We start from the raw sequence: 23,368 nt of genomic DNA on the forward strand, positions 1-23,368 counted from the left end.
CCTCCTGTCCTGCCAGCTCGTCCTCGCGCCCACTGCACGAGTATCCGGACGAGCCGGGCCACGAGGAGCAGGAGCCGCCATGACCACCATCGCCCAGCACGCCGAGCCCCAGCGTCTCGGGTACCCGCGGACCGTGCAGTCGCGCCTGCGCACCGCCGAGTTCAGCGACGACGTGGAAGCCCTCGATCAGCTCGCCCGCTCCGAGGTTCCCGGCGAGGTGCTGCGGAAGATCGCGCACAACCCGGCGACGTCCGAGGCCACGCTCGAGCATCTGATCGACCTCGACCAGCGGTGGCTCACCTTCCCCGTCACGCGCCGCTGCGACCTCTCCCCCGCGTTCATCGACCGGATCGCCCGCCGGCTCACAGACCGCAACGCGATCTTCCACGCCTCCAGCGCCCCGAACGCCTCCCCGGAGACCCTGCACTACCTGGCGGGGCACCCGTCCGCTCCCCCGGCCACCACAGAGACCGTCACTCAGCGTCTCGGCGCGGGCGATACTTCCGTTTCGTGACCATGCAGGGCTGGGGAACAGGGAAGAGACGGTAGACCGCGCTCGGCTGCTCGAACCGTCCGCTGACTCGTCTTAGGTCTCGTAGCTGCTCAAGAAGCCGCGAATCCGGTTCTTCACGAGCGCATGCTGATCGGGCAACAAATCGCATCGCGCCTGGAGTATTGGGAGTCCCAGCATGTCTGCTTGGAGGAGTGCGTCGACGAAGGCCAGATCTTTCGGGCGGTGCGCTCCGAGCTTGGCGATCGTGAGATCGTGCGGCTCCAAGAAGTGAGGATCGGCTGGGTCAGATGATCGCAGCGGCCAGCTGATCAGCCGGTCGCGCCAGCCTGATGGCAGATAAGTTGCAGTGTCGACGTGCACGCCTTCCGCGTAGACGCCATTGGCCTGGTGGAACTGGGACATCTCGCCGATCACGGCTTCGACGTCATCTGCCTAGGCGCGGTCAGGATCGTCGAGGAACCCGATGTCGGCCTCGATGGACGCGGTGGCTGCGGCCGGAAGCTCGTCCTCGTCGTAGGTACCCAGGATGGACTGGGAGCCGATGACTAGGACGTCGCGATCGCCAGCCACGTCGCACGCGGCGCGCAGGAGGTGGGCGAGATCGGTGCGTCTCACGCGGCTGCGTGCTCGCAATCCCAGTGCTCACGGAAGGACCGCAGCACCAGGCGTCGTTCGATATCGGAGAGCACACCCGCAAAGGGACTGTTCTGACGAAGTTCGCTGGAGACCTCATCGGTGCCGACGAGCACCGGAACGACAGAGTCCACGCCGCCTTCGATGACCTGCTCCCACCGCTTGAGGTAGCTAGTCGCCATCCCGTCCTCACGGTGGATGGACTTCCAGCTGCTCAGGTTCGACCTCGCCGTGTCGAGCACGGACGCGGGCTCGATCATGAGGTGGCCGAGCAGCGCGCGGTGCAGCCACAGGCTCTTCTCCTGCTCGCGCGTGAGCAAAGGCGTGATCATGCGCTCGACGTCGGAACGTCGGATCCGTCGGTGGGTACCGGCGCGGGTGCAGGGCAGCTCCCCGCGATCGCACAGGTCGACAACATGCTGACGCGAGACGCCGAGCATGGTCGCCGTCTCGCCGGTGGTCAGCCAGTCATTGGTGGTCATGTCGCCATTCTACCGCTAAACACCATAAACACAACGGCGCCCCGTTCGGCTCGCACACCATCGCGACAGTGAAGCAAGGGTGCGGCGACTGTCCGCGATAGCGTGATCGTCCCGCCAGAGCACGACTTCGCCCACTGGCGCGAAGCACAGGGGTGGACGGACGGAGGTGGCGACGTGGCGCTGACGCACTACGAGACCCTCGGCGTACCCAGGGACGCTTCAAGAGCCGACATCACTGCTGCGTTCCGGTCACAGATGCGGGCCTTACATGGTGATGCCGGCGGGGACGACGAGCTCGCCAAGCACGTCAGCTCCGCATACAACGTCCTGGCCAATGCGTCCCGGCGGGCCACCTACGACCGCACGCTCGCACCCGATGCCCCTGTTTCCGTACCCGAGCCTGCGCCAGCCTCGACGACCGCGCGGCGGCGCGTGGTCCACTCCGACGCCGGGACCGCGGCCGCGTCGATCCTGGATGTCGATCCCTCCCAGTGGGACTGGCACGACCCCGCCGAGGAGGCTGCAGCTCGACCGGGCAAGAAATCGCCGCCCCGCCGGCATGGACGCAGGATCTTGCTCGTGATCGCCTTCCTGGCCTGGACCCTGGCCGGTACGGCTGCCGCGACGACTCTCGGTTTGCCACTGGCTCGCATCGGGCTGGTCTCGACATTGGTGGCGCTCCTGTGCGGCGCGGGTGCGCATCTGCTCTGGTCGCTGCTCGTAATCACGCGAAGCCTGCTCCACCGGTGGGGAATCTTCGCGGCTCTACTCGTCGCAGCAGCAGGTGCCGTGTTCATCTACCTCGACGCCGGCACTCCCCTCCCCATGCTCGGCAGCGTCCTGTGCCTCGTCGCGACTTCGCTGACGACCTATGCGTCGTTCGGCGTCGTGCTGGCCCGCGGCTCCCGGGACGAGAGCATCATCGACTCCTCGTTCATCACCCAGGTCGGCGCCACTTCGCTTGGTCCGCGGAACGCTGACGTCGAGCGACTGCTCGGCGCCCTGACCGGTGCATTCGGTCACCGTGACGGGGTGCGCGTCATCCTGCTGCCCGATCGCGTAACGCCGAAGGGCGGCGTATCCATGGTGCGGTCGCAGGTCGCCGTTGTCGTCGGCCGGTCCATGCACCTGATCGCGATCCCGCCACTCGGCGCCGAAGGCCTGGAGATCTCCGGGTCCGAAGTGATCAGCGACGGCCAGGTGCATCGCAACGTCGTCCGCGACGAAGTGCAGGCCCTCCGCGCGCGATACGGCCGAGGCGCCGACGTCCACGGCTACGTCATACCGACGCAGCTCTCGACCATTCCGCCGGCGGTTCAGGCGGTCGATGGGATCTCGTTCGGTTCACTCACCCAGGTGATCGATGCTGTTGGCACCGATACCGCCTCGAGCCTCGATCGGCCTAACGCGCTGTTTCGTCACCGGGCGCTGGAGTCCATGTCCCTGTTGGTCTGAGGGAATGGGGCGCGGTCGATGGCCCGCTCGTGGCCGTTAATGGCTGCCCTATTCAAGGCGACGGAAGGCTGAGTCAGCGGTAGGTTGCAGAAATGACTCTGACGCTGATGTGCGGACTCTCCTTCTCCGGCAAGAGCACCCTGGCGGCCCGCTTAGCGGAGGGTCTACCCGCAAGCGTGATCAGCCTCGATCTCATCAACGAGGAGCGCGGCCTATACGGGGGCCAGGGCATTCCAGTGGAAGAGTGGTCTCGGACGAACCAGTTGGCACACGAACGTGGCCAAGCTCTTCTCGAGGCAGGGCACCACGTCGTCGTGAATGACACCGGCTCGCCTCGTTTCATCCGGGACGACTGGCGGGATGTCGCGGAGAGAGCCGGCGCCCCCTTCGCAGTCGTCTGGGTGCAGATCGATGTCGACCTGCAAAACCAACGCATTCGCGCGAACAGACAGTCCGACGAGCGCCCCGACGTCAAGGATGCTGTCCTGCAAGAGCATCGCTTAAGCTTCGAGCCGCCGACCGACGAAGATGCACTAATCATGAACGCCGCGAGCACAGCCGACAACGCGTTAGTTGCGGCGCTGGTGAGTCAGCTCGGCGCCCTCCGCCTCCCCGTGACCACCCAGGACGGCCCCAAGGGTCGCTCATAGTCATGAACCGCAGTCAGCTCAAGGCGGCGCCTCCCACGAGCGCGGCAGCGACTCGCTGAGGCGCGTCACGTGGTGCGCTGATAGTCGTCGAAGAAGTCGCGGGCCACAGACAGCGCTTCCTGTAGGCGTGCGGTGAGCTCGCGCCGCGCGGCGGGCTCCGAAATCTCGAGGCGCTCAAGGAGCTCGCGCCGGGTGGGGAACTCTCCGATCGCGTGGTGAGCGAAGTACGCGCGCGCAACGTCGGCTGACCTGACCGGTTCGCGCTTCAGTCGCCGAGTTCGCGACTGTTCCCGCGCCCGGTCTAGTTGCTCGCACCGGAAGATCACGGCTCTGATCCGATCCGACCAGTTCAACGGCCCCGCGTCCGCTGGCGCCCTCGTCGCCATTCGTACATCGGTCTCCACGGTGGCATCGTCAAGCGGCACGGCCTGCGCCGCGCGCAGGTCACTCCGCCAGATCAGCACCCCCTGACGTGCTGCGTCCTTGCGAGTGGAGCGCATGCGATCGTTGTGGAAGACCACGAGTTCCTCGTCAGACGGTGGACAGCCGTGCTCGACCTCAAACAGCTGACGGGACTTGCCGACTTGGGCCGACTTGCGGTCCTGCGCACTGCCGCCGGGAACGCCTGCAGTGCCGTCGAGCAATCCCTGGCGCCGGTCGTCACGGATGCAGGATCTCGTCTCGGACTCCAGGATCATCGGGAGGTTGGCGGTGTAGTTGAACACTGGGCTCGTTCCGGGGCCATCTTTAGCCCGCCAGCGCTGGTTCACCATCCGCAACAGGGCTTCGCCGAAGTACGACAGAGCCAGGTCGTCGTCATCCCACTGCAGGCGCGCAATCCGTTTGACTCGCCCGAGGATGCGGCGGACATCTTGTATCTGGTCCTCGAGAAACTCCTCCAGGCGCAGCAGCATCTCCGGGTCGCTGGCCGCATGCAACACCGTGCACAGCTCTGCCTTCCAGGGCGTGTCGAGCGTGTCCCGATCGCACTCGCACCAGGCATGATGCTGCGCGAGGCGCATGGTCGCTGTAGCTCGGGCCTGGACCATCGTCAGCAAGATCTTCTGATCGAGGATGGGTGTCGGTAGCCAAAGTGCCAATGCGCCAGGTAGTACCGGTAGGCGCCAACCCTCGAGAATCGCTTTTGGTCTACAGCATCTGTGGGGCCATTGGACTGAGGCGTCATTGTTGGTTCCTGACCTGGCTGACAAGCTGAAGGCAGTCGTTTACATCGAGCGAGACTGCCCGACCCGCTCGGACTCGGCCCCACCGCTGACCGAAGACAACCATCGAAGTTCAGTCGACGCTGGAGCGAATCTGTAGATGCGCCCAGGTTCACACACGCATCCATGGATGACAACCTTCAGATGCGGGAAGGCGACACGAGCGCATCTATGGATTGCCCGACTGATTCACGTGCGGTACGGTCGGCGCGAGGCGGGAAGCAGGAGCCGCTCGCCCGCCATGTCCACCGGAACGGGGAGCTGAGGCCGCAATGCCCAACGAGCCGCAGTCCAAAGAGCCAGCTGGCGACGATGTTCCAGGCCTGGCCGAACGACTTGACCTGCTGTTCCGAACGGTTCCCCGAGACCACGGAAGCTCCCAGCTTCACACCTCTGCCTCCGTTGCCGAGGAGCTCGAGCAGAAAAACATCTCCGTGACGCCGAACCACATCCGAGCCCTACGTACCGGACGTCGACGAAACCCTTCGTTTCGGCTCCTCGCGGGTCTCGCCGATATCTTCCAGGTGCCCCTCGACTACTTCGTCAACGACTCCGTCTCGGCCGAGATCCAGGAGTCATTGAAAACGGTGGTCGCCATGCGGGATACCGGTGTACAACAGCTCATGATGAGAGCTCATGGCGTCTCCGCTGAAAGCCTAGGACCGGTTCTCGCGCTACTCGATCAGATCCGCCGCATTGAAGGGCTGGACGCCAGCAACGACCGGCCAGGTGAAAATGACTGACTCCCCGACGAAGCTGAGCCTCATGGGTCGCCTGATGCCAAGCATCATGCGTCTACGGCGATCCAATCGGAACCACCTGACACGAGACCATGTGCGCAGACACCTGGCGGAGCTGACAGAGCAGCCGCAGTCGTACGACCCGCCTAAGCGGTTGCGCCGCGGAGTTCGAGTCGACACTCAAGATCACCACGGCTGGACGATCCACACCATCACACCCACCGATATCGAACCCCAGGGAGTCGTCGTCTACCTCCACGGCGGCGGGTGGATCGATGAGGCCGCACAGCAACACTGGTGGCTAGCCCAACAGATCGCCGCCGAAGCTGGCACCACCGTGCTGATGCCGGTCTATCCGTTGGTCCACACCGGAGGTACCGCCGAGTCCGTCGTGCCCATCGTTGCGGAGCTCAGCACGAACGAACAGGGCCCATTGGTGCTGATGGGCGACTCAGCTGGTGGCACCATCGCATTGTCCACCAGCCTCCTACTGAAGGAACGCGGGCGCCCGGCCGATCTCACGCTCCTGATCTCCCCCGCGCTCGACATGCGGATGGAGAACCCCGAGATCGATGAAGTTCAACCCCGAGACCCCTGGCTCGTGAAGAAGGGTCAGCTGATGTTGACCGAAATGTGGATCGGTGAGCACGGAGAAGACCCCATCCTCAACCCGTTCTTGGGCGACGTCCGCGGAGCTGGCCGACTCGTCATCTTCAGCGGGACTCGAGACCTTTTGAACCCCGACACTCGCCTCTTCGTCGCTCGCAGCTCAGAGGCGGGAGCAGAGGTCGAGTATCACGAACAACCTGGACACATTCATGTGTACCCGCTGCTCCCGACGCCCGAAGGGAAACGCGCCAGGCAGGCAATCGTCAACGCCGTCCGTGAGACTGTCACGACGCTGTAGGAGTGTTTAAGCATGGGCCGCAGATTTTCGATGCAGGTGCGGGATGCGATTCGCATGGCGGACTCCATGATGCCGCGAAGCGGCGATGTCGAAGACCTCCTCACAAACATGTCCCAGACTCGCGATCGTCGAATCTCCATCCTGATTGCGTCCCTGGCATCGCCTCTGTCGGGCCTGCTGATTTCCACCGGCAAGGCTGACTATGTCGTGGTCGGCGACGAGGCATCTCCGGAGCGCCAGGTCGCGATCGTCTGTCACGAAGTGGCGCACCTACTGTTGGGACATGACGACAACCGGTCGTTGTCGTCTGGTCTCATCGAATCAGGCCTACTTCAGGGGCTCAACCCGGATCTGGTTCGCTCGGTCGTCGCAGGTCGACATGCCTACGCTCACACCACGGAACTCGATGCAGAGACGGTAGCTACGCACATTTCAATCCAGCTCCGACGGAGGGTCATGCGCGGCGGGCACACATACTATGACGAGCTCTGGTGGTGACCCCACAGGATGAACTGGGCGTTCGCTGTACTCGGTCTTTGCGCAGGCATCCTTGGGATGGAGCGCTCGTGGCGCCTGCGAGGCGAGCCAATTTCGCTCACTCAAAGGGCAATCATCGTCGCGCTCTTCGCCATCGGTGTCGGTGCACTCGCGTACGGTACGGCTGACAGAACGGAACATTTTTACAACATTGGGCGCCTCGCGTGGCATTGCTCAGCTGTGATCATACTGGGCGCACTCGAGGTGCTTATCGCCACCCTTCGATCGGAAATCGTTTCGTCTAGGGCGACTCGGCGGATAGTTGCCCGTTCAAGCTTCGTTGTCACTCTCATCTTAGTTGCTTGGCCTCTAGGAACAGCGCACGAAGCCTCGATAGGTGTATCCAAATTCTCGCAACATGACTTTACCTCCGCGGTCACCCTTCTAGTTTTCCCTGCGTATACCATTTGGGCTTTGTCTCAGGTAATCGCCTTAAGTATCTATAGATTTCCCCGAGACATCAAACGTCGGCCGATCAATACGATTGCGCTGTTCCTGATCGCGCTCGGTTGCGGTGGTTTCATCTGGACCAACGCCACCTCAGCGATCTACATGAACACTGGTCGGGCATCGGAAAGCGAAGGGGCCCTTGCCCTTTCGCCACTGAGCTTGGGTATCTGCGTTGCCGGTGCCACGATGTTAGGTGTCGGAGAAAGGTTGTACGACGAGCTGATGTCCCGATACCAGCTCACACGCCTCGGTCCCCTCTGGCGCCGCATGATTGAGCTGTCGGACCAAGATTTCCACCTACCGGTGCAGAGTTTCTCCGCGCCGGCAAGGCTTCAACGGGCCTACGTCGAGATCGCCGACGCCATCTGCACAGTCCGCGTGGTCGTCGACGGAAACTACGACCCGGATTCGATCGTCTCGGCGCTACGACGAGGTGACGTCACCACTGATTCGTCGTATCCGACTCTTTCACGCACTCTCCCTCCGCGACGGAGTCGCCGAGAGGACCTCCAGCTGATTACCGTTTTGGCGGCCACGTACCGCCGTAGTGCCAGGGCTACGAGGCGTCTCCCCGCGGCGCAGCATTAATCCTCACCTGCCAAGAGTGCTACTCAGCGCTCCCGCAACGGCGTCGTCGCTTCGGGCGAGGTAGGCATCGATCATCTCTTCGATCTGCTCATGGGACAGCTCGGCTCGCACGCGTTCCATCGGCCAGCCGGCGGCATCGAGCAGCTCGATGTCCTCGTGCAGCTGCTCGAACGGAGCAAGAGTCGGCGTCATCATGGCGGGTTCTCCTTCGTCCTGGGTTCGGTCAGTGGGGTGACATGGGCAGGTAGTACGAGCCGTTCGGGATGTCTGCGCGGATGCGGAGCGCGGTGCGTTCGAGCACGCGCCAGGATTGGCGGGCGTGGTGCCCGCACAGGTAGATCTGGCCGGTCACGTAGATCGCCTTCACCTTGGCCACCGCGGACGGGCAGCGGTCGCACGAGGTCCCCTCGGAGGTGACCGTCGGTGTCTGTCCGAACAGGGTGTCCGCGCGCCGGGGCGGGACCGACAGTGGAGTCGCCTTGAGCGTGCGGTGCGGCGTCGTGGTGGTCATGCCCGCCCAGTGGGCGCTCCCCTGCCGTCACGGGACGATCAGCGAGGAGTCTCCGTCACGACCGCCCCGCGGGGGACGTAACCATCGTCTTCGACGTGGGCATACGGCTCGATGACTACGTTGTCCTCGATGACCGACCGTCCCCCCAGCTCCGCGCCGTAGCCCGTCTGGGCACCGTGCCCGACCGTCGCACCTTCACCGACCATCGATCCGTCGATGACGGAGAAGTCGCTGATTCGCACCCGATCGCAGATGTCCGTGCCCGCTCCGGTGACCACAGCCTGGCCGATTTCTGCCGCCGAGCCGACCAGGGTGCGCTCACCGAGCCTCACGCCCGAGCGGATGATGGCGCGGTCCAGGACCTCGCAATCCCGGTCGATCTGGGTGACCACCTCATCGCGGTGGGCGCCGCTGGGTCCGTGGATCTGGACGGACTCTCCGATCTCCGTCCCGTCCTGGAGCGCGATCGCTCCGTCGAGCGTCGAGCCGGCGCCGATCGCGATGGTGCCGTACAGCTCACCGGCTCCGCTCCCACCTTTAATCGTGACTCCCTCCCCGGTGGACAGCTCTCCGGTGACGACGGCCGCAGTGAGGAGGGTCTTGTCGCCGAGCTGCGCGTCGTCCGCGAACCGTGAGCTGGCACCGGTCTCTACCTTCACACCATCACCGACCTGGACGTTGTCACCCCAGGTGCTGCCACCGAGCAGCCTCGATCGGGAGCCCACCTCGAGTTCATCGCCGAACGTACCCTCGAGTCGACTGCGGCTGCCGATCCGCGCCCCGCTACCCACAATCGAACCGGCATGGATCTCCGCGCTCTTCCCGACTGTGACCGAGTCACCGACTCGGCTCGAATGTCGGATGGACGAGCGATCCTCGAGCACGCTGTCCTCCCCGACCACAGCACCCTCATCGATCATCACCTGAGCACCGATGCGCGTGGACTGCTCGACCTGCACATCCCGACCGAGCCGCGCCCCCTCACCCACCGAGACCTCCTCATCCAGCACACCCCCGTCGCCGAGCACGGAGCTGGCCTGCAAGACCACGCCCTGACGAATCGTGGCCCTCTCCCCAACGCTGGCGCCCTCTCCGATCGAGGCATCATCCTCGATGCTCGTGCCGGCCCCGATCTGAGCCCCAGCGTGGATCACGACTCCCTCCCCGATGCTCGCGCCGGCGCCGATCGTGACGTCTTCCCCGATGCGGGCACCGCCGCCTATGCGCGCGCCCTCTCCGAACTTGGCGCTGGCCGCGATCTGGGAATCTTCCCCGATGATCGGGCGGGCCTCGGCGTGTGGTGCCGGGATCGGGATGTCCGCCTCGCCGCGGGACATGGCAGCGAACTCACCCCAGTTTCCCTGCTCGCCGGTATCTCGCTTCCGCACCTTCGAGCTGAAACTGCTTGCCGTCCGGGCCTTCGTAGCCATCATGGGGTTCCTCCTCGCCGTCAACCCGTAACCCGGGCAGAGTTCTGCGTGCCGGGGTTCAGGGACTGTCGGACTCGAGCCCCGTACCGGGCAGATCAGCCTCGCCACGGCTGGCAAACGGGATCGCGGCCCGAAGCTCGTCAAATATCTGTCCGAGCTCGGTGCGGTGGTGGTACCCGTACAGCGCAACGAGGCTGATCGCGAGCAGGCCGACTAATACTGTGCGGGCGCGCGAGAAGCGGGACTGAGGGTTCCTGCTGCTCATGTCCGCCCCAGTGGGCGACAGCTGCGCCTCGTGGGACGCGCCCTCACTTGTTCAGGTAGTCCTCATCCGCATCGGCCTCGAAATACTCGGCGAGCTCGGGGTGCTTCTCTTCGTATGAGGTCCTGGTCATTTCGTCGAGGCGGTGCTTTTCCTCGAGCGCTGTGGTGCCGTGCTTCTCGGCGAGGGTCCTGGCGATCACGGGACGCATCCTGGCCCGCCAGTCTGCCCGCGCTTCTTGGTCCCGGCGGTACTCGGCGAACTCGGGCAATGTTTTCCCTGTCGTCCTCCTGAGGTTGATGGCGTCGCCCATGCCACGGGCCCAGGCGGTCTCCGCGTCCCGTTCGGTGGAGATCACCTCCCGCACCTTCCCGGCATCGCCCAGGTCCTCCTCGAACCGCAGCGGCTTCCCATCCTTCGACGCGGCGGCCGCGAGCTTCTCCGCCCGCTTTCGTGCCCGCTTCTCCGCTGGGGTCAGCGTCGCCCACGCCTCCCGCCGCTCCCGATCCCGCTGAGCCGCGAGCTCATCCGGCGTGTACATCTTCGTCGGCAGCGACGTCGCGTCACCCACGGGCGCCGAGGGGTAGCAGGTGGTGCAGGCGCGGTGGCCAGCAGCCGTGACGATCGCATCCTCATCGGCGCCGGAATAGTCAGTCAGCCACGCGTACTGAGTCGTGGGCCGGCACGTCGAACAGCCCATGCTCGAATGCACGTGACCGTTGCCGTTCGCGACAAGGAATGCGCGGTTCCAGCCGCCACGGATCCGGAACGCCTCCTCGAGCCCGTCGACCTTCTCCCGGGTCCGATCCACCTCCGCCTGGGCAGCCTCAACATCACGCAGGGGCCCGCGGATCTGCAACCCGGTCGCCTCAGATGCGGCACCGCCATCGGCGAGGATCACCCAGTCGCGGGCCGCCGTGAGCACCTGCTCATCAGTCCTAGCCCAGCCTTCACCTGGGCTGCGCCGATCCCCGACGGCCCGGTGCAGCTCGTCGAAACGACTGCGAAGGCGAGACCGGGTAGTTGCGAGAGCCTGGTCGACCTCCGCGGCATGCTCATCGAACTCGACTGGATCAGCAGAGCGCACATCGAACCCGAACCGCTCCACCAGAGCCACGTCATCGGAGCTGTGCTCACCGAGGCGTGGACTCACTTCGACGTCCACTTCCTGGCGCGCCACGGAGCCGAACTCCCCTGCATTGCCCGCCTCACCGGTGTCCCTCTTACGCGTGATGCCGCCCATCGCCTGCCTCCTCGAGACGCTCCTGTACCCGAGGAAGTGGGCGCCCCGTAGCCGTCGCGGGACGAGCGGAATCAGTCAACCGTGCGCACGTCGAAGACCACCTTGCTGAAGTCCGCGCCGGGGAACTCTGTTTCGAGCAGGTCCCGCACCATCGCCGGAGCGCCATCGATGTTCTCGACCTGCGTCACGAGGTCTTCGTTGCCGAGGGCGTACAGCTCCCAGCCCCCACTCCATCGCCGAGCATCAACGCGGACCGTCAGTCCAAGCAGCAATTTCGCCAGACGTTCAGCCCTTTCCACCTCAACAGCTTCCGCGCTCACCCCATCGAAGTCTTCGCCTGACTCCCGCTCGATCGCCATCACATAACGCTGCAGCGCAGAAGCCGCGAGTGGTCGCAAGTACGGCTCGATCGACTCGGGAAACCGTGACTCTCCCGGTGCAAGCCGCGACCCTACGCTCATGAGCTCGCGCCCCAGGGTCTCGGTGTACGGCCACTCCGCCACGGAGCCCTTGGCGATGTTTTCCACCGCATGAATGTACTCAGGCGCCAATCCGTCGGACGGAGTGGACGTCAGGTCGTCGGCGCAAGAGCTCAGGGCGAGGCGGATGGTCTCGACCTCGGCATCGTCCAGTGCGGGGGCGTTCATCGGGGGTCCCTTCGTCGATTTCGACCAGCATGCCGGACGGGCCCGACAGCCCACCCCGGTGAGGACATGTCGCCCCTCGGAGTCAGTCCCGGATGCAAGCATTCACGACGTGGCACCGGACCCACGCGACCGCCGTATTCTCGTCTCGACACCCACCAGCGAAGGCGGGAGGCAGCAGGATGAAGTTCACCGACGAGCAGCGCGCTGCCGTCGCCGCTGACGCGGCCACTCGGTACCGGGCTGGCGAGACGTGGGCCATGATCGCTGAGAGCTACGGACTGACATCCACCTACGTTCGTCGGTTAACGGTCGCCCGCCATGACATCCGCTTCCGCCGCTGGGGTCAGCAACCGCTCGCGGACGTCGACGAGGTAGCCAGGCGAAGGGACGACGGGCAGACCCTCGATCAGATCGCCGAAGATCTCGGTTGCTCCCGCCAGGCAATCCGCACCGCCCGCGAGACCGCGCAGTCCGCCCCAGTGACCCGCTACCCGCGTCTGTCTCAGCGTCGAGATCACACCGCGGACGAGATCGCTGAACTGCGCGGACTCTACGAGGCGTGCCCACAGGCACCGCGCAACCGCGAAGGATCGCGAGCAGTCCGCGGCGCCGAAGGGCGAGCCCTGGCAGAGGCGTGCCGAACTGTCGTCGACGATGGCGTGCCGATGGAGACGCTCTCGGTCGCGCTCGGTCGCGGGGCAACGTGGCTGCACTGGCTCCTCGGATGCCACGACCTGCGACCCGAGACTCGGCCGGTGCAGACCACCTCTCGGCGCACGAGACGTGCGGCGGTCGAGTAGCCGCTCCCGGGATGGGCACTTCCTCCCTCGGAACAACACTCAGGGTTCGCTTCACGGTTCGAACCGGGGAACGATGCTCGCTCTTCCAAAGTGGCACGAGCTTTCGCCCGTCGGGCGACTGCTGGTTCCGCAACTGGTCATCGTGTGCTGTATGGTCAGTGCATGCTGACTAAAGCTTCGCGCCTTGAGGTCATGAACCGTCTCGGCCGCGCCATGGCCGACCCCACCCGGTCCCGCATCCTGCTATCGCTCCTCGACCATCCCGGCTATCCAGCCGTCCTGGCGGAGGACCTGTCGCTGACCCGTACCAACGTGTCCAATCACCTCTCCTGCCTGCGCGGCTGCGGCATCGTGGTCGCGTCCCCCGAGGGTCGACGCACACGCTACGAGATCGCCGACGCGCACCTGACCAAGGCGCTCTCGGTCCTGGTCGATACAGTGCTGGCGGTTGATGACGGCCTTCCGTGCACGGACGAGGACTGTGATGTCCCGCTGTGCTGCGACGCCTCCGTTGAGGTGCGCTCCGAGGCGGGTACGCGATGAGCGACGAGTGCTGCGGCCCCGAGAGGCCCGCAATCCCCGTGGTGGAGGATGCATGCTGCGGAAGCAGCGGTCCGACAGATCCGTCGGAGAAGCTCGAGCTAGAAGAGCTGACACCGTGGTGGCGCGATCGCGCACTGCTACTGCCGGTCGCATCCGGTGCCTTGTGGGCAGTGGGGCTCTTGATCGGTTGGGCGGGGCTCGACGCAATCGGTCTCGCGGCCCACGTTCTCGCCCTGCTGGCTGGGGCCTGGACCTTCGTCCCCGGTACTTTGCGTCGCCTTGTGCAGGGCCGTGGACGTGGTCGGCTTGGCGTCGGTCTGTTGATGACCATTGCCGCGCTCGGTGCGGTGCTGCTGGGACATATCGGTGAAGCCGCCGCCTTGGCGTTCCTGTTCTCCCTCGCAGAGGCGCTCGAGGACCGGTCGATGGATCGTGCGAAGCAGGGCCTGCGGGCACTGCTCGCCCTCATCCCCGAGACTGCCCGCGTCTCACGCCCGGAAGGGACTCAGACCATCGCGGCTGCGGATGTCCGCACCGACGATGTGCTCCTGCTCGGCGCGGGAGACAAGGTCGCCACGGACGGGGTCATCGTCTCTGGACGCTCCTGGATGGATACCTCCGCGATCACGGGCGAGTCGATACCGGTCGAGGTCGGTCCTGGGGATGAGGTGCATGCAGGTTCGGTCAACGGCTCGGGCTCGCTATCGCTGCGTGCTACTGCTGACGGTCGAGACAACTCGCTGACCCAGATCGTGCGCCTGGTCGAGCAGGCTCACGCCGCCAAGGGCGAACGCGCACGCCTCGCTGATCGCATCGCCCGTCCCCTCGTCCCCGTGGTGCTGATCGTCGCCGCACTGGTCGCACTGATCGGCGTCCTCACCGGAGAACCGGCGATCTGGATCGAGCGCGCCCTGGTGGTGCTCGTCGCCGCGTCGCCCTGCGCGATGGCCATCGCTGTGCCGGTGACCGTGATCTCCTCGATCGGCTCCGCGAGCAAGCTCGGCGTCGTCATCAAGTCCGGCGCCGCCTTCGAGCAGCTAGGAACTATCCGCACTGTCGCTCTGGACAAGACCGGGACACTCACGCGCAACGAACCCCGCGTCGTGGACGTCGCCACAAGCGAAGGCCGCAGCCGTGAGGACGTCCTCGCAGCGGCCGCTGCTCTCGAATCCGCCAGCACCCACCCCCTCGCCGCCGCCATCCTCGCCGCGACACAGACCACGGTGGACGCCGACGAGGTCCAGGAAACCCCTGGACACGGCATCACCGGCACCATCGATGGCCGGCTGATGCGCGTAGGAAGTCCCCGCTGGATCTCCCCCGGCCAGCTCGAGAACCGTACCCACGAGATGGCGTCACGGGGAATGAGCGTCGTCATGATCGAAGAGGACGGCCGGGTGATCGGCGCTGTCGGCATCCGCGACGAGCTCCGCCCGGAGGCTGCCGCGACGGTAGCAGCGCTGCACGCCCAGGGCATCCGCACGGTCATGCTCACCGGTGACAACGCCCTGACCGCTCGTGCGATCGCGGCAGAGGCCGGTATCGAGGAGGTCCATGCCGAGCAGCTGCCCGCCGACAAGGCCGTCCACGTCCGTCGCCTCTCGGAGCAGGCCCCGACCGCGATGATCGGAGACGGCATCAACGATGCGCCGGCCCTCGCGTCAGCGACCGTGGGCATCGCGATGGGAGCGACCGGCACGGCAGCCGCTGTGGAGTCGGCCGACGTCGCCTTCACCGGCACCGATCTGCGACAGATTCCTGCCGCTCTGGCACATGCTCGCCGGGGCCGCCGCATCATGACCGGAAACATCGCCCTCGCGCTGGCGATCATCGTGGTGCTGTTCCCGCTGGCGCTGTTCGGGGTGCTGGGCCTGGCCGCGGTGGTGCTCGTGCACGAGGTCGCCGAGGTTGTGGTGATCGCCAACGGCATGCGGGCCGCACGCACTCAAGCGGTGGGCGCGCAGGAGCCGTCCAGGCCGATCCGGCAGGATCTGCGTGAAACATCAAGCGTAGGAGGACCCGCCGCATGAGCAGGAGCATGAAATTCACCCTGGGGCTGATCGCAGCAGCTGCGCTGGTCCTCGCCGGGTTCGTCATCTTCCTCGACCCCAAGGAGAAGCAGACGGAACCGGCTGAGGCGTCGGGTTCCACCTCAGCCCAGCTCGTGCGCGAAGACAGTCCTCGGTTGTCCGACGGCGGCGACGTCGTCTTCGTGGAGTACCTCGACTTCGAATGCGAGGCCTGCCTGGCGTTGTACCCCTCGATCGAGGAGATCCGCGCCGAGTATGGCGACCAGGTGACCTTCGTGGTCCGCTACCTGCCTTTGCACGGAAACTCCGTCGAAGCCGCCAAGGCGGCAGAGGCCGCCGGCGCGCAGGGCGAGTTCGAAGCCATGTACAAGGCGCTGTTCGACAACGCGGACCAGTGGAGTCATCAGGAGACCTCCCAGCGAGAGGCATTCTTCGGGTACGCCGAAGAGCTCGGACTCGACATGGAACGCTTCGAGCAGGTCTACGACGATCCGGTCACCCTCGAGCGCATCGAGCAGAGCGCTGCGGACGCCGAGGCGCTCGGTGTGACGAGCACTCCTACTTTCTTCGTCGACGGGGAGCGCCTGGAGCCCACCCGCGTCGAGGACCTCACGGACCCTCTCGATGCCGCACTTGAAGGCTGACGGCCCGGCCGCCGGGACGCCTCGGGAGTCGAGGAAGCCGCGCGGTCTGGGGATGCTCTTCACCGTCACCGGCACAATCGGCCTGGTCATGGCTGTTGTGCTGCTGGTCGAGAAGATCGCTCTGATCGAGGATCCCAGCTACGTCCCCTCGTGCAGCCTCAATCCAGTGCTTTCCTGCGGCTCCGTGATGAACACCCCGCAGGCTTCAGCTTTCGGCATCCCGAATCCGATTCTCGGCATCGCCGGCTTCGCGGCCGTTCTCGCGCTCGGAGTCACGTTCCTCGCCGGGGCCCGTGTGGCGCGCTGGATGAGTGTGCTCATCCAGGCGGGCGTGACCTTCGCGGTGCTCTTCGTGCAGTTGCTGATCGGGCAGAGCCTGTACGAGATCGGGGCACTGTGCCCCTACTGCATGGTCGTGTGGGCAGTGACCATCCCGCTGTTCTTGTTCACCACCCTGCACCATCTCCGCGCCGTAGCAGACAGCTCCACCCCGGCCGTGCGGCGAGCAACCGATCTCGCGATCGAGTTCCGCGTCCCAGTGCTTGTGGCCTGGTATCTCGTGATCCTGACCCTCATCGCCGTGAGGTTCTGGGACTACTGGTCCACGCTGATCTAGGCCCGGACGAGCTCACCTCCGGCCCCTCCCCTGTCCCCCCTCGAACATCTTGAAGGAGCGAGCACATGCGCGCCCACTCCCGGCGACGGATTCTGTACGCCACCGGTTTCTTGGCCGCTACCGGTCTGTTCACTGCCTGCGGCAGCGCTGACACCGGGGATCGCTACGACTCCGAGGACGCCGGATACGTCTCCGGCAACGGCGTGACCACAGAGATCGCTCCCGCCGATCGCACAGAACCCGTCGAGTTCACCGGGACCAGCTACGACGGCGAACCCTTCGACTCCACAGACCACTGGGGAGCGATGCTGGTGGTCAACGTCTGGTACGCCTCCTGCCCGCCCTGCCGGGTGGAGGCCCCGGATCTGCAAGCGATCCACGAGGAGTACGCCGACCAGGGCGTCTCGTTCATCGGGATCAACGTCCGTGACCCGGCAGGACCCGCCGCGGCCTTCGAGGAGTCCTACGGCATCACCTACCCGTCGCTGCCGGACTCGGACGCAGAGATCATGTACCAGCTGCGCGGTCAAGTCGCACCCAACGCGGTACCCACCACGCTCGTCCTCGACCAGGACGGCCGAGTCGCAGGCCGGATCTCCGGAGCGATCGACCCCTCCATCCTCAGATCGATGCTCGACGCCGTTCTCGCCGAAGGAGCCGCGTGAGCATCACCGGCCTCGCAGAGACCTTCCAGTCGATCGCCCTGTCCGGGTCCCTTCTGCTGGCCATCACCGTCGCCGCGATCGCAGGCCTGATCGCGTTCCTCTCACCATGCGTGCTGCCCATCGTGCCGGGCTACCTCGGTTACGTCTCTGGGCTCGCAGGACAAGGGCTGAAGACCACCAAGTCAACCGGGCAAGCGCCTGGGAGCACTGGGAAGGCGCGACGGTCGGCGACCCTATTCCGTGAGGGAACTGGGAGAATGATGGGGGAAGCTTGCTGTTCGTCGCGGGCTTCGCGGTGGTATTCATGGCGCTGGGCGGATTTGCTGGCGCGATGGGATATCTCCTCCAGGCGCACGCAGTATGGATCAATCGAGTCGCGGGCCTCATCGTCGTGTTCATGGGACTCATTTTCATGGGCGTGTTCCCTCGATTGACAGGAAATATCCAGGTGTCCAGGAAACGCCCTGACGCTGGCCTTCTCGGAGCTCCATTGATGGGCTTCGTCTTCGGGCTGAGCTGGACCCCCTGCATCGGACCCACCTACGCCGCGATCATCGCGCTGTCCCTCGACGCCGGCGCCGACGGAGGATCTGCGCCCCGGGGCGCGATCCTGGCACTGGCGTACTCGCTCGGATTGGGCATCCCTTTCGTCCTCAGCGCCCTGCTGCTCGACAGAGCGATGGGAATGAGCAGGGCACTCGCGCGACATCGCCGACTCATCGGAGTCCTATCCGGGGCATTGCTCATCGCGATCGGCGTGCTGCTGCTCACGGGAATGTGGGCCTCATGGATGGATCAGCTGCAAGGATCCATCGCCACGTTCCAACCCGTCGTGTGAACCTCACGCAAGAGCCCTCCCCTGCCGACTCGCTCCCATGCGACCGACGAGGCACCGCCGGCTCCACCGGGATACGTGACCTCGGCCCCATTGCGACATCGGAGTTTGGTAAAGAGAGGGTCTGACCCCGGGGCCCGTGGGGGGAGAGTGTTCAAGAGAAGGAGAAATCGTCGGTCGGGGTCGCTCATGACGCTATGGCGAGGCCGTTTCGGTCGGTACGTTGGTTCCACCGGTGACGAGGTGCAAGATTCCCTCCCGACGTTAACTCTGCTGTCGACGTTGCCGCGACCAAATGCCAGACGACCCCGTGGATACACGCGGGGATATTCACGGAGAACATTCATGGCCACGAGCAATTCCCATCGCGCGGCCGGCCGCGCAATCACCCCCCTTCGCCACAGTGGACGCGCCCTGCGCGGCACCGGAGGCGCCGCCGTCCTCGGCACCGTCCTCCTCGGATCCGCCTTCGCCGGTGGTGCAGCACAGGCAGCACCCGCCGCCCCGGCAACCGCACCGTCCACGGCCACGCAGGCCGCTGCACCTGCTGCTCCGGCGCCGGCGCAGGCTCTGTCCTCCTCCGAGAAGCTTCGCTGGGGATCCCAGGGAGCCTCGGTCGAGCAGCTCCAGTCCGCACTGAATGATGAGGGTTCCTCACTGACCGTCGACGGAAAGTTCGGCCCGCGCACCCATGGCGCGGTGAAGGACTACCAGCAGGCCAAGGGCCTGCAGGTCGATGGCGTCGTGGGCCCTGAGACACGCGGCTCCCTGAACGGTTCGGCTGCAGGCGGTGGCGGTGGCGGTGCGTCAGCTCCTGCGCCCGCATCCTCCACGAGCAGCTCGGGGCAGGCGATCGTCGACGCCGCGCGCAGCCAGGTTGGCGTCACGTACTCGTGGGGCACCTCCAAGCCGGGCGTTAGCTTCGACTGCTCCGGTCTGAGCTCGTACGCGTACGCACAGGCCGGTATCGACCTGCCCCGTACCTCGTCGCAGCAGGAGGCGGCCGGCACCACGATCTCGAAGTCGCAGGCCCAGCCCGGCGACCTCGTGGTGTGGCCCGGCCACCTCGGCATCTACGCGGGTGGCGACACGGTCATCGACGCCGGCAACAGCGCTGGCTCCGTCAAGGAACGGACCATCTGGGGCAACCCCACCTTCGTCTCCTTCCGCTGAGTCCAGCGACGACCCGCGGCGCGCACTCCACCATCGAGTGGGGTGCGCGCCGTTTCGTCACCTCGCGGCCAGGAGACGTGCGGATCCGTGGGTGCTAGGTGTGCAAGAGACGTTCGGATTCCCCTCGATGCACGGACGGGCTCTCCAGCTGGATCGTGGCGTGCTCGAACGCTATCGGGAAGTGCGTCCTGACGCAGACATGGACCTCTTCGAGGATCCGCAGGGCGTGGGCCGATTCGAAGCACTCCTCCCCGACGACGACGTGCGCCGAGATGATCGGCAGATTGCTCCCGATCGCTGAGGCGTGCAGGTCGTGGACGTCCTGGACGTGGTCGAGCGCGAGGATGTGCTCGCGCACCTGATCGAGATCCACTCCCTTCGGGGTGTACTCCATGAGGATCCGCAGCGTCTCGGCCAAGATCCGGAACGCCCGAGGCACGATCAGCGCGGCAATGAATAGACCGGCCAGTGCATCGGCCTGCTGAAATCCGGTCAGCTGGATGACGATCGCGGCCGTGATCACGCCGAGCGAACCGAGAGCGTCATTGAGCACCTCGAGGAACGCGGCACGCATGTTGAGGCTCGAGTTCTTGCCTCCGGCCAGGATGAGGATCGCGGTGACGTTCGCGACCAGCCCGATCACACCGAAGATGAGCAGCTCTCCCGAGGGGACGTCCGGGGGGTCTGTCAGTCGCGAGATGCCCTCGACGGCGGTGTAGGTGCCGACCACGATCAGGAGCGTGGCCTGGGCCAAGGCTGCCAGTACCTCGACGCGAGCGAATCCCCAGGTTCGGCTGCTGTTGGCTGGGCGCAGCATCATGGTCGCCGCGATCAGCGCGACCAGCAGCCCGGAGGCGTCGACAAGGGCATGCGCCGTGTCCGTGAGCAGAGCAAGACTGCCGGTGACGACGCTCCCGATCGCTTGCGCGAGCACGATGACGGTGGTGATGGCGAACGCGATGGCCAGTCGCGTCCGGGCGGTGCTCCGTCCGCTGCCACCGTGCGAATGGTCGTGTCCTGAGTTCATCAGAGGTCCCCGTCCTCGAGGTTCTCGTGATCGCGGTGGTTCTTCAGGGACAGGGTGGTCCCGGAGATGTCGAGCAGGTCGTCCGCCGCCTCGAGCAGGTCGCTCAGTCGGCGCAGATCGGTGAGGGCGAACCAGGAGGCGCGGCCTTCGGTGCGTGCGGTGACCAGGCCGCAGTCGCGCAGGCACGCGAGATGCTTGCTGACGGTCGACTGGGCAAGGTGCATGTGTTCGACAAGCTCGCGGACTCGGTGCTCACCGGTCGAGAGATGCTGGAGAAGAGCCAAGCGTGTGGGTTCGGCGAGAGCGTGGAAGAGCGCGGCATGACTGTCTGCCACCTCGAACTGGGGCTCGGCCGGGATCGCATCAATCGTCATGTGGCGATGATATCGCCGTATGGGGTTCTGTAAAGGGGGTGTGGCGGGGCGAGTCGATCCTGGGAGAAGAGCGAAGAGTTTGCTCGTGGCACGCCGCTACACTCGATGCGCCCCAGTCACGGAGACACACCCGCCCGCACGAGGGCCACCCGAGGAGGAGAAGTTCATGACGGCGGACACGACGGCTGCTCGCGCAACCACCGGGGCTGCGGTGCGGATCATCTTGACCAGCCTGGCCGGGCTGCTCACCGCCGTGCTGATGCCGCTGGCGATCCCAGCACTGTTGCCCGCAGCGTCAGCACACGACACCTTGACCTCTTCGAACCCGGCAGCAGGCGAAAGCCTCAAGCAGGCGCCCGAGGCGCTTGAGCTTACCTACAGCGACGAGGTCCTCAACCTCTCCCCGGCCGTGCGACTGACCACCTCCGCCGGCGAGGAGATCTTCACCGAGACGCCCACCGTGTCCGGCAACACGGCCACGATCGACCTGCCGCCGCTGCCCGCCGATGACTATCAGGTCCTATGGCGTGTCGTCTCCTCCGACGGCCACCCGATCGAGGGCACAGTCGACTTCACCGTCACAGTCGGTGCCGAGACCACGGCCTCGGCCGCAGCAGACTCCGGAGCGGAGGAGCCGACGGAGAGCGAGGAGCCGACCGCCGGGACGGACGAACCGAGCACGGAAGCCACCGCTGCCGAACAGGCAGATGCCCCGCAGAGCGAGGGCGGCTTACCCCTCGGCATGCTCCTCGGCGGCGTCGCCCTGCTCCTGCTGCTCGCCGCCATCGGCGCGATCATCGTTCGTATGCGCCGCAGTTCCGGGAACAACACCGACTGACCATCACGAACCCGATCACGACGGCACGTGACGCACGCCGGGGCGAGCAACAGAACCGGCTCAGTGCCGCGCTGAGGCGGAACGACGTACGGTGAGTCCTTCGCTGCTCCGCCGCGACCGCGAGATGACCGCGCCGTGCAGGACTGCCAGCACCAGGACCAGCGCAAGCAGGACCCAGCCACCTAGTCTTTGATCCCCGAGCGCATCGGCGCCCCAGGTCCGCCCCATGACCGCGAACCAGTCGGGCTCCACGACCGGGAGCGCCAGCGCGAACAGCAGCGCCACGCCAGCAAGAACCCCGGTCCCCACAGCCAGGGCCACCCAGCGCTCCGCCCGAGCAACCGTGCCACCACCCAGCGCCCTGCCCTGGATCGGCAGCGCCACAGCAGCACCGGCCACCACAGCGGCAGCAAGTACGATCAGTCGGCCCGGCGCGGTCTGCAGGCCCGCACCGAGAGCCGGGGTCAGGTAGATCGCCGCAAATCCCACCGCGCCGAGCAGCGCCAACACCACCGGATGCACGATCCACTGACCCGCACGGGAGCGAGGCTTCCAGTCGACGAGCTCGCGCAGCCCCGCAGAACCATCCGACCGAGGAGCGATCCGCTCCCGCACAAGGTCACCGAAACGACCGGCGACCAGCAGAGGCACTGCCACCAGAGCAAGCAGCGCGTGCTGGCCCAGGTGCACGGAGAACTGCACCGGCGCATACACCCCCGGTGCTCCGCTCGTCACCCAGACGATGACCGCGCACCCCGCGACCCACGCCGATGTCCTGCCCACGGGCCAGCGTCGCCCGCCCCTGCCCGTCACCGGGCGAAGCACCCTCACCCAGAGGTAGATGACCGCGAGACCGAGGGCGAGCGCCATCCCCGCGACGTCCACACGCCAGGTCGTCAGCAGCGTCGTCAGCTCAGGCGGAGCAGGCAGGGGGTAGTCGGTCAGCGCCTCAGCCGTCGAGGCGACCGGTTCGGGCTCGTCCGGCACCGGAGGCGCCGTGTTCGACAGCGCGGCAGCGATCCCGGTCGCCGCCGCGATCAGGAAGACTTCCCCCGCGGCGAGCCACAGAAAGTCTCTCCGGCGATCCGACGTGCGCAACCGGACCAGCACCCGTCGGCGCTGGCACCAGCCCGCACCACCCAGAAGCACCAGCAGCACCATCTTCAGCACGAGCATCCACCCGTACGCCGTGGTCACAAGATCCAGAGGCGCGGAGAGCCGAACCAAGGCAGAGGCGATACCGCTGGCGGCCAACGCCCCATAACAAGCAAGCGCCAGGACGCTGAACCGTTCGGCGGCATCCCCCAGACGTGCCCCGAGCCGGCCCGCAACCAGCACGAGCAGCGCCAGCCCACCCAGCCACACTCCGGCAGCCACAAGGTGCACGATCATCGCGCTCGTGGCCGCCTCATGAGAGGTCTGACCCGAGGCGTGCCCCGTCATCGACTTCGTCACCAACGCCGCGAACACCAGACTCAGCGCGACCAGGAGCCCCGTTCGGGACCTCACGACGATCAGCATCGTCGAGGCGGCAGCGACGAACACCGCCCC

Annotated in this window: 27 protein-coding genes and 1 pseudogene; 15 read left to right on the top strand and 13 right to left on the bottom strand. The window is 65.9% G+C overall.

The features are described from left to right. The first annotated feature begins 79 nt into the window (after positions 1-79). Positions 80-514, top strand: coding sequence for a hypothetical protein (locus ACT3T5_RS05190; RefSeq protein ID WP_444593759.1), 435 nt, complete (start codon positions 80-82; stop codon positions 512-514). Between the two features lie 72 nt (positions 515-586). On the opposite strand, the gene ACT3T5_RS05195 is transcribed toward ACT3T5_RS05190, so the two are convergent. From ACT3T5_RS05195 to ACT3T5_RS05205, 3 genes are read right to left on the bottom strand one after another with little or no spacing between them, the layout of a single operon-like run. Then, positions 587-928 (bottom strand): DUF6036 family nucleotidyltransferase, encoded by a 342-nt coding sequence (locus ACT3T5_RS05195; RefSeq protein WP_444593760.1) that lies wholly within the window; start codon positions 926-928, stop codon positions 587-589. 18 nt (positions 929-946) lie between these two features. Continuing rightward, positions 947-1,129 (bottom strand): hypothetical protein, encoded by a 183-nt coding sequence (locus ACT3T5_RS05200; protein WP_444593761.1) that lies wholly within the window; start codon positions 1,127-1,129, stop codon positions 947-949. Then, the gene (locus ACT3T5_RS05205) at positions 1,126-1,629 is read right to left on the bottom strand and encodes a helix-turn-helix domain-containing protein (RefSeq protein WP_444593762.1); all 504 of its coding nucleotides are present in this window, start codon (positions 1,627-1,629) and stop codon (positions 1,126-1,128) included. Before ACT3T5_RS05205 ends, ACT3T5_RS05200 begins: the two co-directional genes overlap by 4 nt. 174 nt (positions 1,630-1,803) lie before the next feature. Here ACT3T5_RS05205 and ACT3T5_RS05210 point away from each other — a divergent pair, with 174 nt between their 5' ends. Both ACT3T5_RS05210 and ACT3T5_RS05215 read left to right on the top strand, forming a co-directional pair. Beyond that, on the top strand, positions 1,804-3,084 hold the full coding sequence (locus tag ACT3T5_RS05210) for a J domain-containing protein (RefSeq protein ID WP_444593763.1): 1,281 nt from the start codon (positions 1,804-1,806) through the stop codon (positions 3,082-3,084). A 92-nt stretch (positions 3,085-3,176) separates the two neighbouring features. Next, positions 3,177-3,734, top strand: coding sequence for an AAA family ATPase (locus ACT3T5_RS05215; protein ID WP_444593764.1), 558 nt, complete (start codon positions 3,177-3,179; stop codon positions 3,732-3,734). A gap of 65 nt (positions 3,735-3,799) precedes the next feature. On the opposite strand, the gene ACT3T5_RS05220 is transcribed toward ACT3T5_RS05215, so the two are convergent. Next, positions 3,800-4,783, bottom strand: coding sequence for a hypothetical protein (locus ACT3T5_RS05220; RefSeq protein ID WP_444593765.1), 984 nt, complete (start codon positions 4,781-4,783; stop codon positions 3,800-3,802). A gap of 446 nt (positions 4,784-5,229) precedes the next feature. On the opposite strand from ACT3T5_RS05220, the gene ACT3T5_RS05225 reads away from it, so the two are divergent. From ACT3T5_RS05225 to ACT3T5_RS05235, 3 genes are read left to right on the top strand one after another with little or no spacing between them, the layout of a single operon-like run. After that, positions 5,230-5,700, top strand: coding sequence for a hypothetical protein (locus ACT3T5_RS05225; protein ID WP_444593766.1), 471 nt, complete (start codon positions 5,230-5,232; stop codon positions 5,698-5,700). Beyond that, on the top strand, positions 5,693-6,604 hold the full coding sequence (locus ACT3T5_RS05230) for an alpha/beta hydrolase fold domain-containing protein (protein ID WP_444593767.1): 912 nt from the start codon (positions 5,693-5,695) through the stop codon (positions 6,602-6,604). Before ACT3T5_RS05225 ends, ACT3T5_RS05230 begins: the two co-directional genes overlap by 8 nt. Positions 6,605-6,616: 12 nt before the next feature. Then, entirely contained in the window at positions 6,617-7,102 is a 486-nt protein-coding gene (locus ACT3T5_RS05235; protein WP_444593768.1) for a hypothetical protein, read from the top strand. A gap of 1,080 nt (positions 7,103-8,182) precedes the next feature. Here ACT3T5_RS05235 and ACT3T5_RS05240 read toward each other — a convergent pair. The 6 genes from ACT3T5_RS05240 to ACT3T5_RS05265 form a co-directional block, all read right to left on the bottom strand. Further along, positions 8,183-8,374 carry a hypothetical protein gene (locus ACT3T5_RS05240; protein WP_443344107.1) on the bottom strand — a complete coding sequence of 64 codons (192 nt, stop codon included), beginning with the start codon at positions 8,372-8,374 and terminating at the stop codon, positions 8,183-8,185. A gap of 28 nt (positions 8,375-8,402) precedes the next feature. Then, on the bottom strand, positions 8,403-8,690 hold the full coding sequence (locus ACT3T5_RS05245) for a DUF7455 domain-containing protein (RefSeq protein ID WP_444593769.1): 288 nt from the start codon (positions 8,688-8,690) through the stop codon (positions 8,403-8,405). Positions 8,691-8,728: 38 nt separating this feature from the next. Further along, positions 8,729-10,123 carry a DapH/DapD/GlmU-related protein gene (locus tag ACT3T5_RS05250; RefSeq protein WP_444593770.1) on the bottom strand — a complete coding sequence of 465 codons (1,395 nt, stop codon included), beginning with the start codon at positions 10,121-10,123 and terminating at the stop codon, positions 8,729-8,731. A gap of 55 nt (positions 10,124-10,178) precedes the next feature. Further along, complete coding sequence (locus ACT3T5_RS05255; protein WP_443344102.1) at positions 10,179-10,385, bottom strand: hypothetical protein; 207 nt, start codon at positions 10,383-10,385, stop codon at positions 10,179-10,181. A 43-nt stretch (positions 10,386-10,428) separates the two neighbouring features. Next, on the bottom strand, positions 10,429-11,625 hold the full coding sequence (locus ACT3T5_RS05260) for a hypothetical protein (protein WP_444593771.1): 1,197 nt from the start codon (positions 11,623-11,625) through the stop codon (positions 10,429-10,431). Positions 11,626-11,696: 71 nt separating this feature from the next. Then, positions 11,697-12,272, bottom strand: a complete 576-nt coding sequence (locus ACT3T5_RS05265; protein WP_444593772.1) for a hypothetical protein — start codon at positions 12,270-12,272, stop codon at positions 11,697-11,699. A 179-nt stretch (positions 12,273-12,451) separates the two neighbouring features. Between ACT3T5_RS05265 and ACT3T5_RS05270 the strand changes: the two genes are divergently transcribed. From ACT3T5_RS05270 to ACT3T5_RS05305, 8 genes and pseudogenes are all read left to right on the top strand, one after another. Beyond that, positions 12,452-13,072: a hypothetical protein gene (locus ACT3T5_RS05270; protein WP_444593773.1), complete on the top strand. Its 621-nt coding sequence runs from the start codon at positions 12,452-12,454 to the stop codon at positions 13,070-13,072. 162 nt (positions 13,073-13,234) lie between these two features. Then, positions 13,235-13,615: a Cd(II)/Pb(II)-sensing metalloregulatory transcriptional regulator CmtR gene (cmtR, locus tag ACT3T5_RS05275; protein WP_444593774.1), complete on the top strand. Its 381-nt coding sequence runs from the start codon at positions 13,235-13,237 to the stop codon at positions 13,613-13,615. Positions 13,616-13,938: 323 nt separating this feature from the next. Then, entirely contained in the window at positions 13,939-15,645 is a 1,707-nt protein-coding gene (locus ACT3T5_RS05280) for a heavy metal translocating P-type ATPase (RefSeq protein WP_444593775.1), read from the top strand. Beyond that, positions 15,642-16,289 carry a DsbA family protein gene (locus tag ACT3T5_RS05285; protein WP_444593776.1) on the top strand — a complete coding sequence of 216 codons (648 nt, stop codon included), beginning with the start codon at positions 15,642-15,644 and terminating at the stop codon, positions 16,287-16,289. The genes ACT3T5_RS05280 and ACT3T5_RS05285 overlap by 4 nt, the downstream gene beginning before the upstream one ends. Continuing rightward, positions 16,270-16,905, top strand: coding sequence for a vitamin K epoxide reductase family protein (locus ACT3T5_RS05290; RefSeq protein WP_444593777.1), 636 nt, complete (start codon positions 16,270-16,272; stop codon positions 16,903-16,905). Before ACT3T5_RS05285 ends, ACT3T5_RS05290 begins: the two co-directional genes overlap by 20 nt. A gap of 65 nt (positions 16,906-16,970) precedes the next feature. Next, positions 16,971-17,570 carry a TlpA family protein disulfide reductase gene (locus ACT3T5_RS05295; RefSeq protein WP_444593778.1) on the top strand — a complete coding sequence of 200 codons (600 nt, stop codon included), beginning with the start codon at positions 16,971-16,973 and terminating at the stop codon, positions 17,568-17,570. Beyond that, positions 17,567-18,408 (top strand): annotated as a pseudogene (locus tag ACT3T5_RS05300) (cytochrome c biogenesis CcdA family protein). Before ACT3T5_RS05295 ends, ACT3T5_RS05300 begins: the two are co-directional and overlap by 4 nt. A 342-nt stretch (positions 18,409-18,750) precedes the next feature. Next, the gene (locus ACT3T5_RS05305; RefSeq protein WP_444593779.1) at positions 18,751-19,578 is read left to right on the top strand and encodes a C40 family peptidase; all 828 of its coding nucleotides are present in this window, start codon (positions 18,751-18,753) and stop codon (positions 19,576-19,578) included. Between the two features lie 94 nt (positions 19,579-19,672). On the opposite strand, the gene ACT3T5_RS05310 is transcribed toward ACT3T5_RS05305, so the two are convergent. Continuing rightward, positions 19,673-20,605: a cation diffusion facilitator family transporter gene (locus ACT3T5_RS05310; RefSeq protein ID WP_444593780.1), complete on the bottom strand. Its 933-nt coding sequence runs from the start codon at positions 20,603-20,605 to the stop codon at positions 19,673-19,675. After that, positions 20,605-20,979: an ArsR/SmtB family transcription factor gene (locus ACT3T5_RS05315; RefSeq protein WP_443401178.1), complete on the bottom strand. Its 375-nt coding sequence runs from the start codon at positions 20,977-20,979 to the stop codon at positions 20,605-20,607. Before ACT3T5_RS05315 ends, ACT3T5_RS05310 begins: the two co-directional genes overlap by 1 nt. A gap of 166 nt (positions 20,980-21,145) precedes the next feature. Between ACT3T5_RS05315 and ACT3T5_RS05320 the strand changes: the two genes are divergently transcribed. Next, positions 21,146-21,817 (top strand): copper resistance CopC family protein, encoded by a 672-nt coding sequence (locus tag ACT3T5_RS05320; protein WP_444593781.1) that lies wholly within the window; start codon positions 21,146-21,148, stop codon positions 21,815-21,817. Between the two features lie 60 nt (positions 21,818-21,877). Here ACT3T5_RS05320 and ACT3T5_RS05325 read toward each other — a convergent pair. Further along, a partial coding sequence (locus ACT3T5_RS05325) for a cytochrome c oxidase assembly protein (RefSeq protein ID WP_444593782.1) occupies positions 21,878-23,368 on the bottom strand: 1,491 nt, incomplete at its 5' end.

The sequence above is a fragment of the Brachybacterium sp. AOP3-A1-3 genome (assembly GCF_052378285.1).
Taxonomy (GTDB): Bacteria; Actinomycetota; Actinomycetes; order Actinomycetales; family Dermabacteraceae; genus Brachybacterium.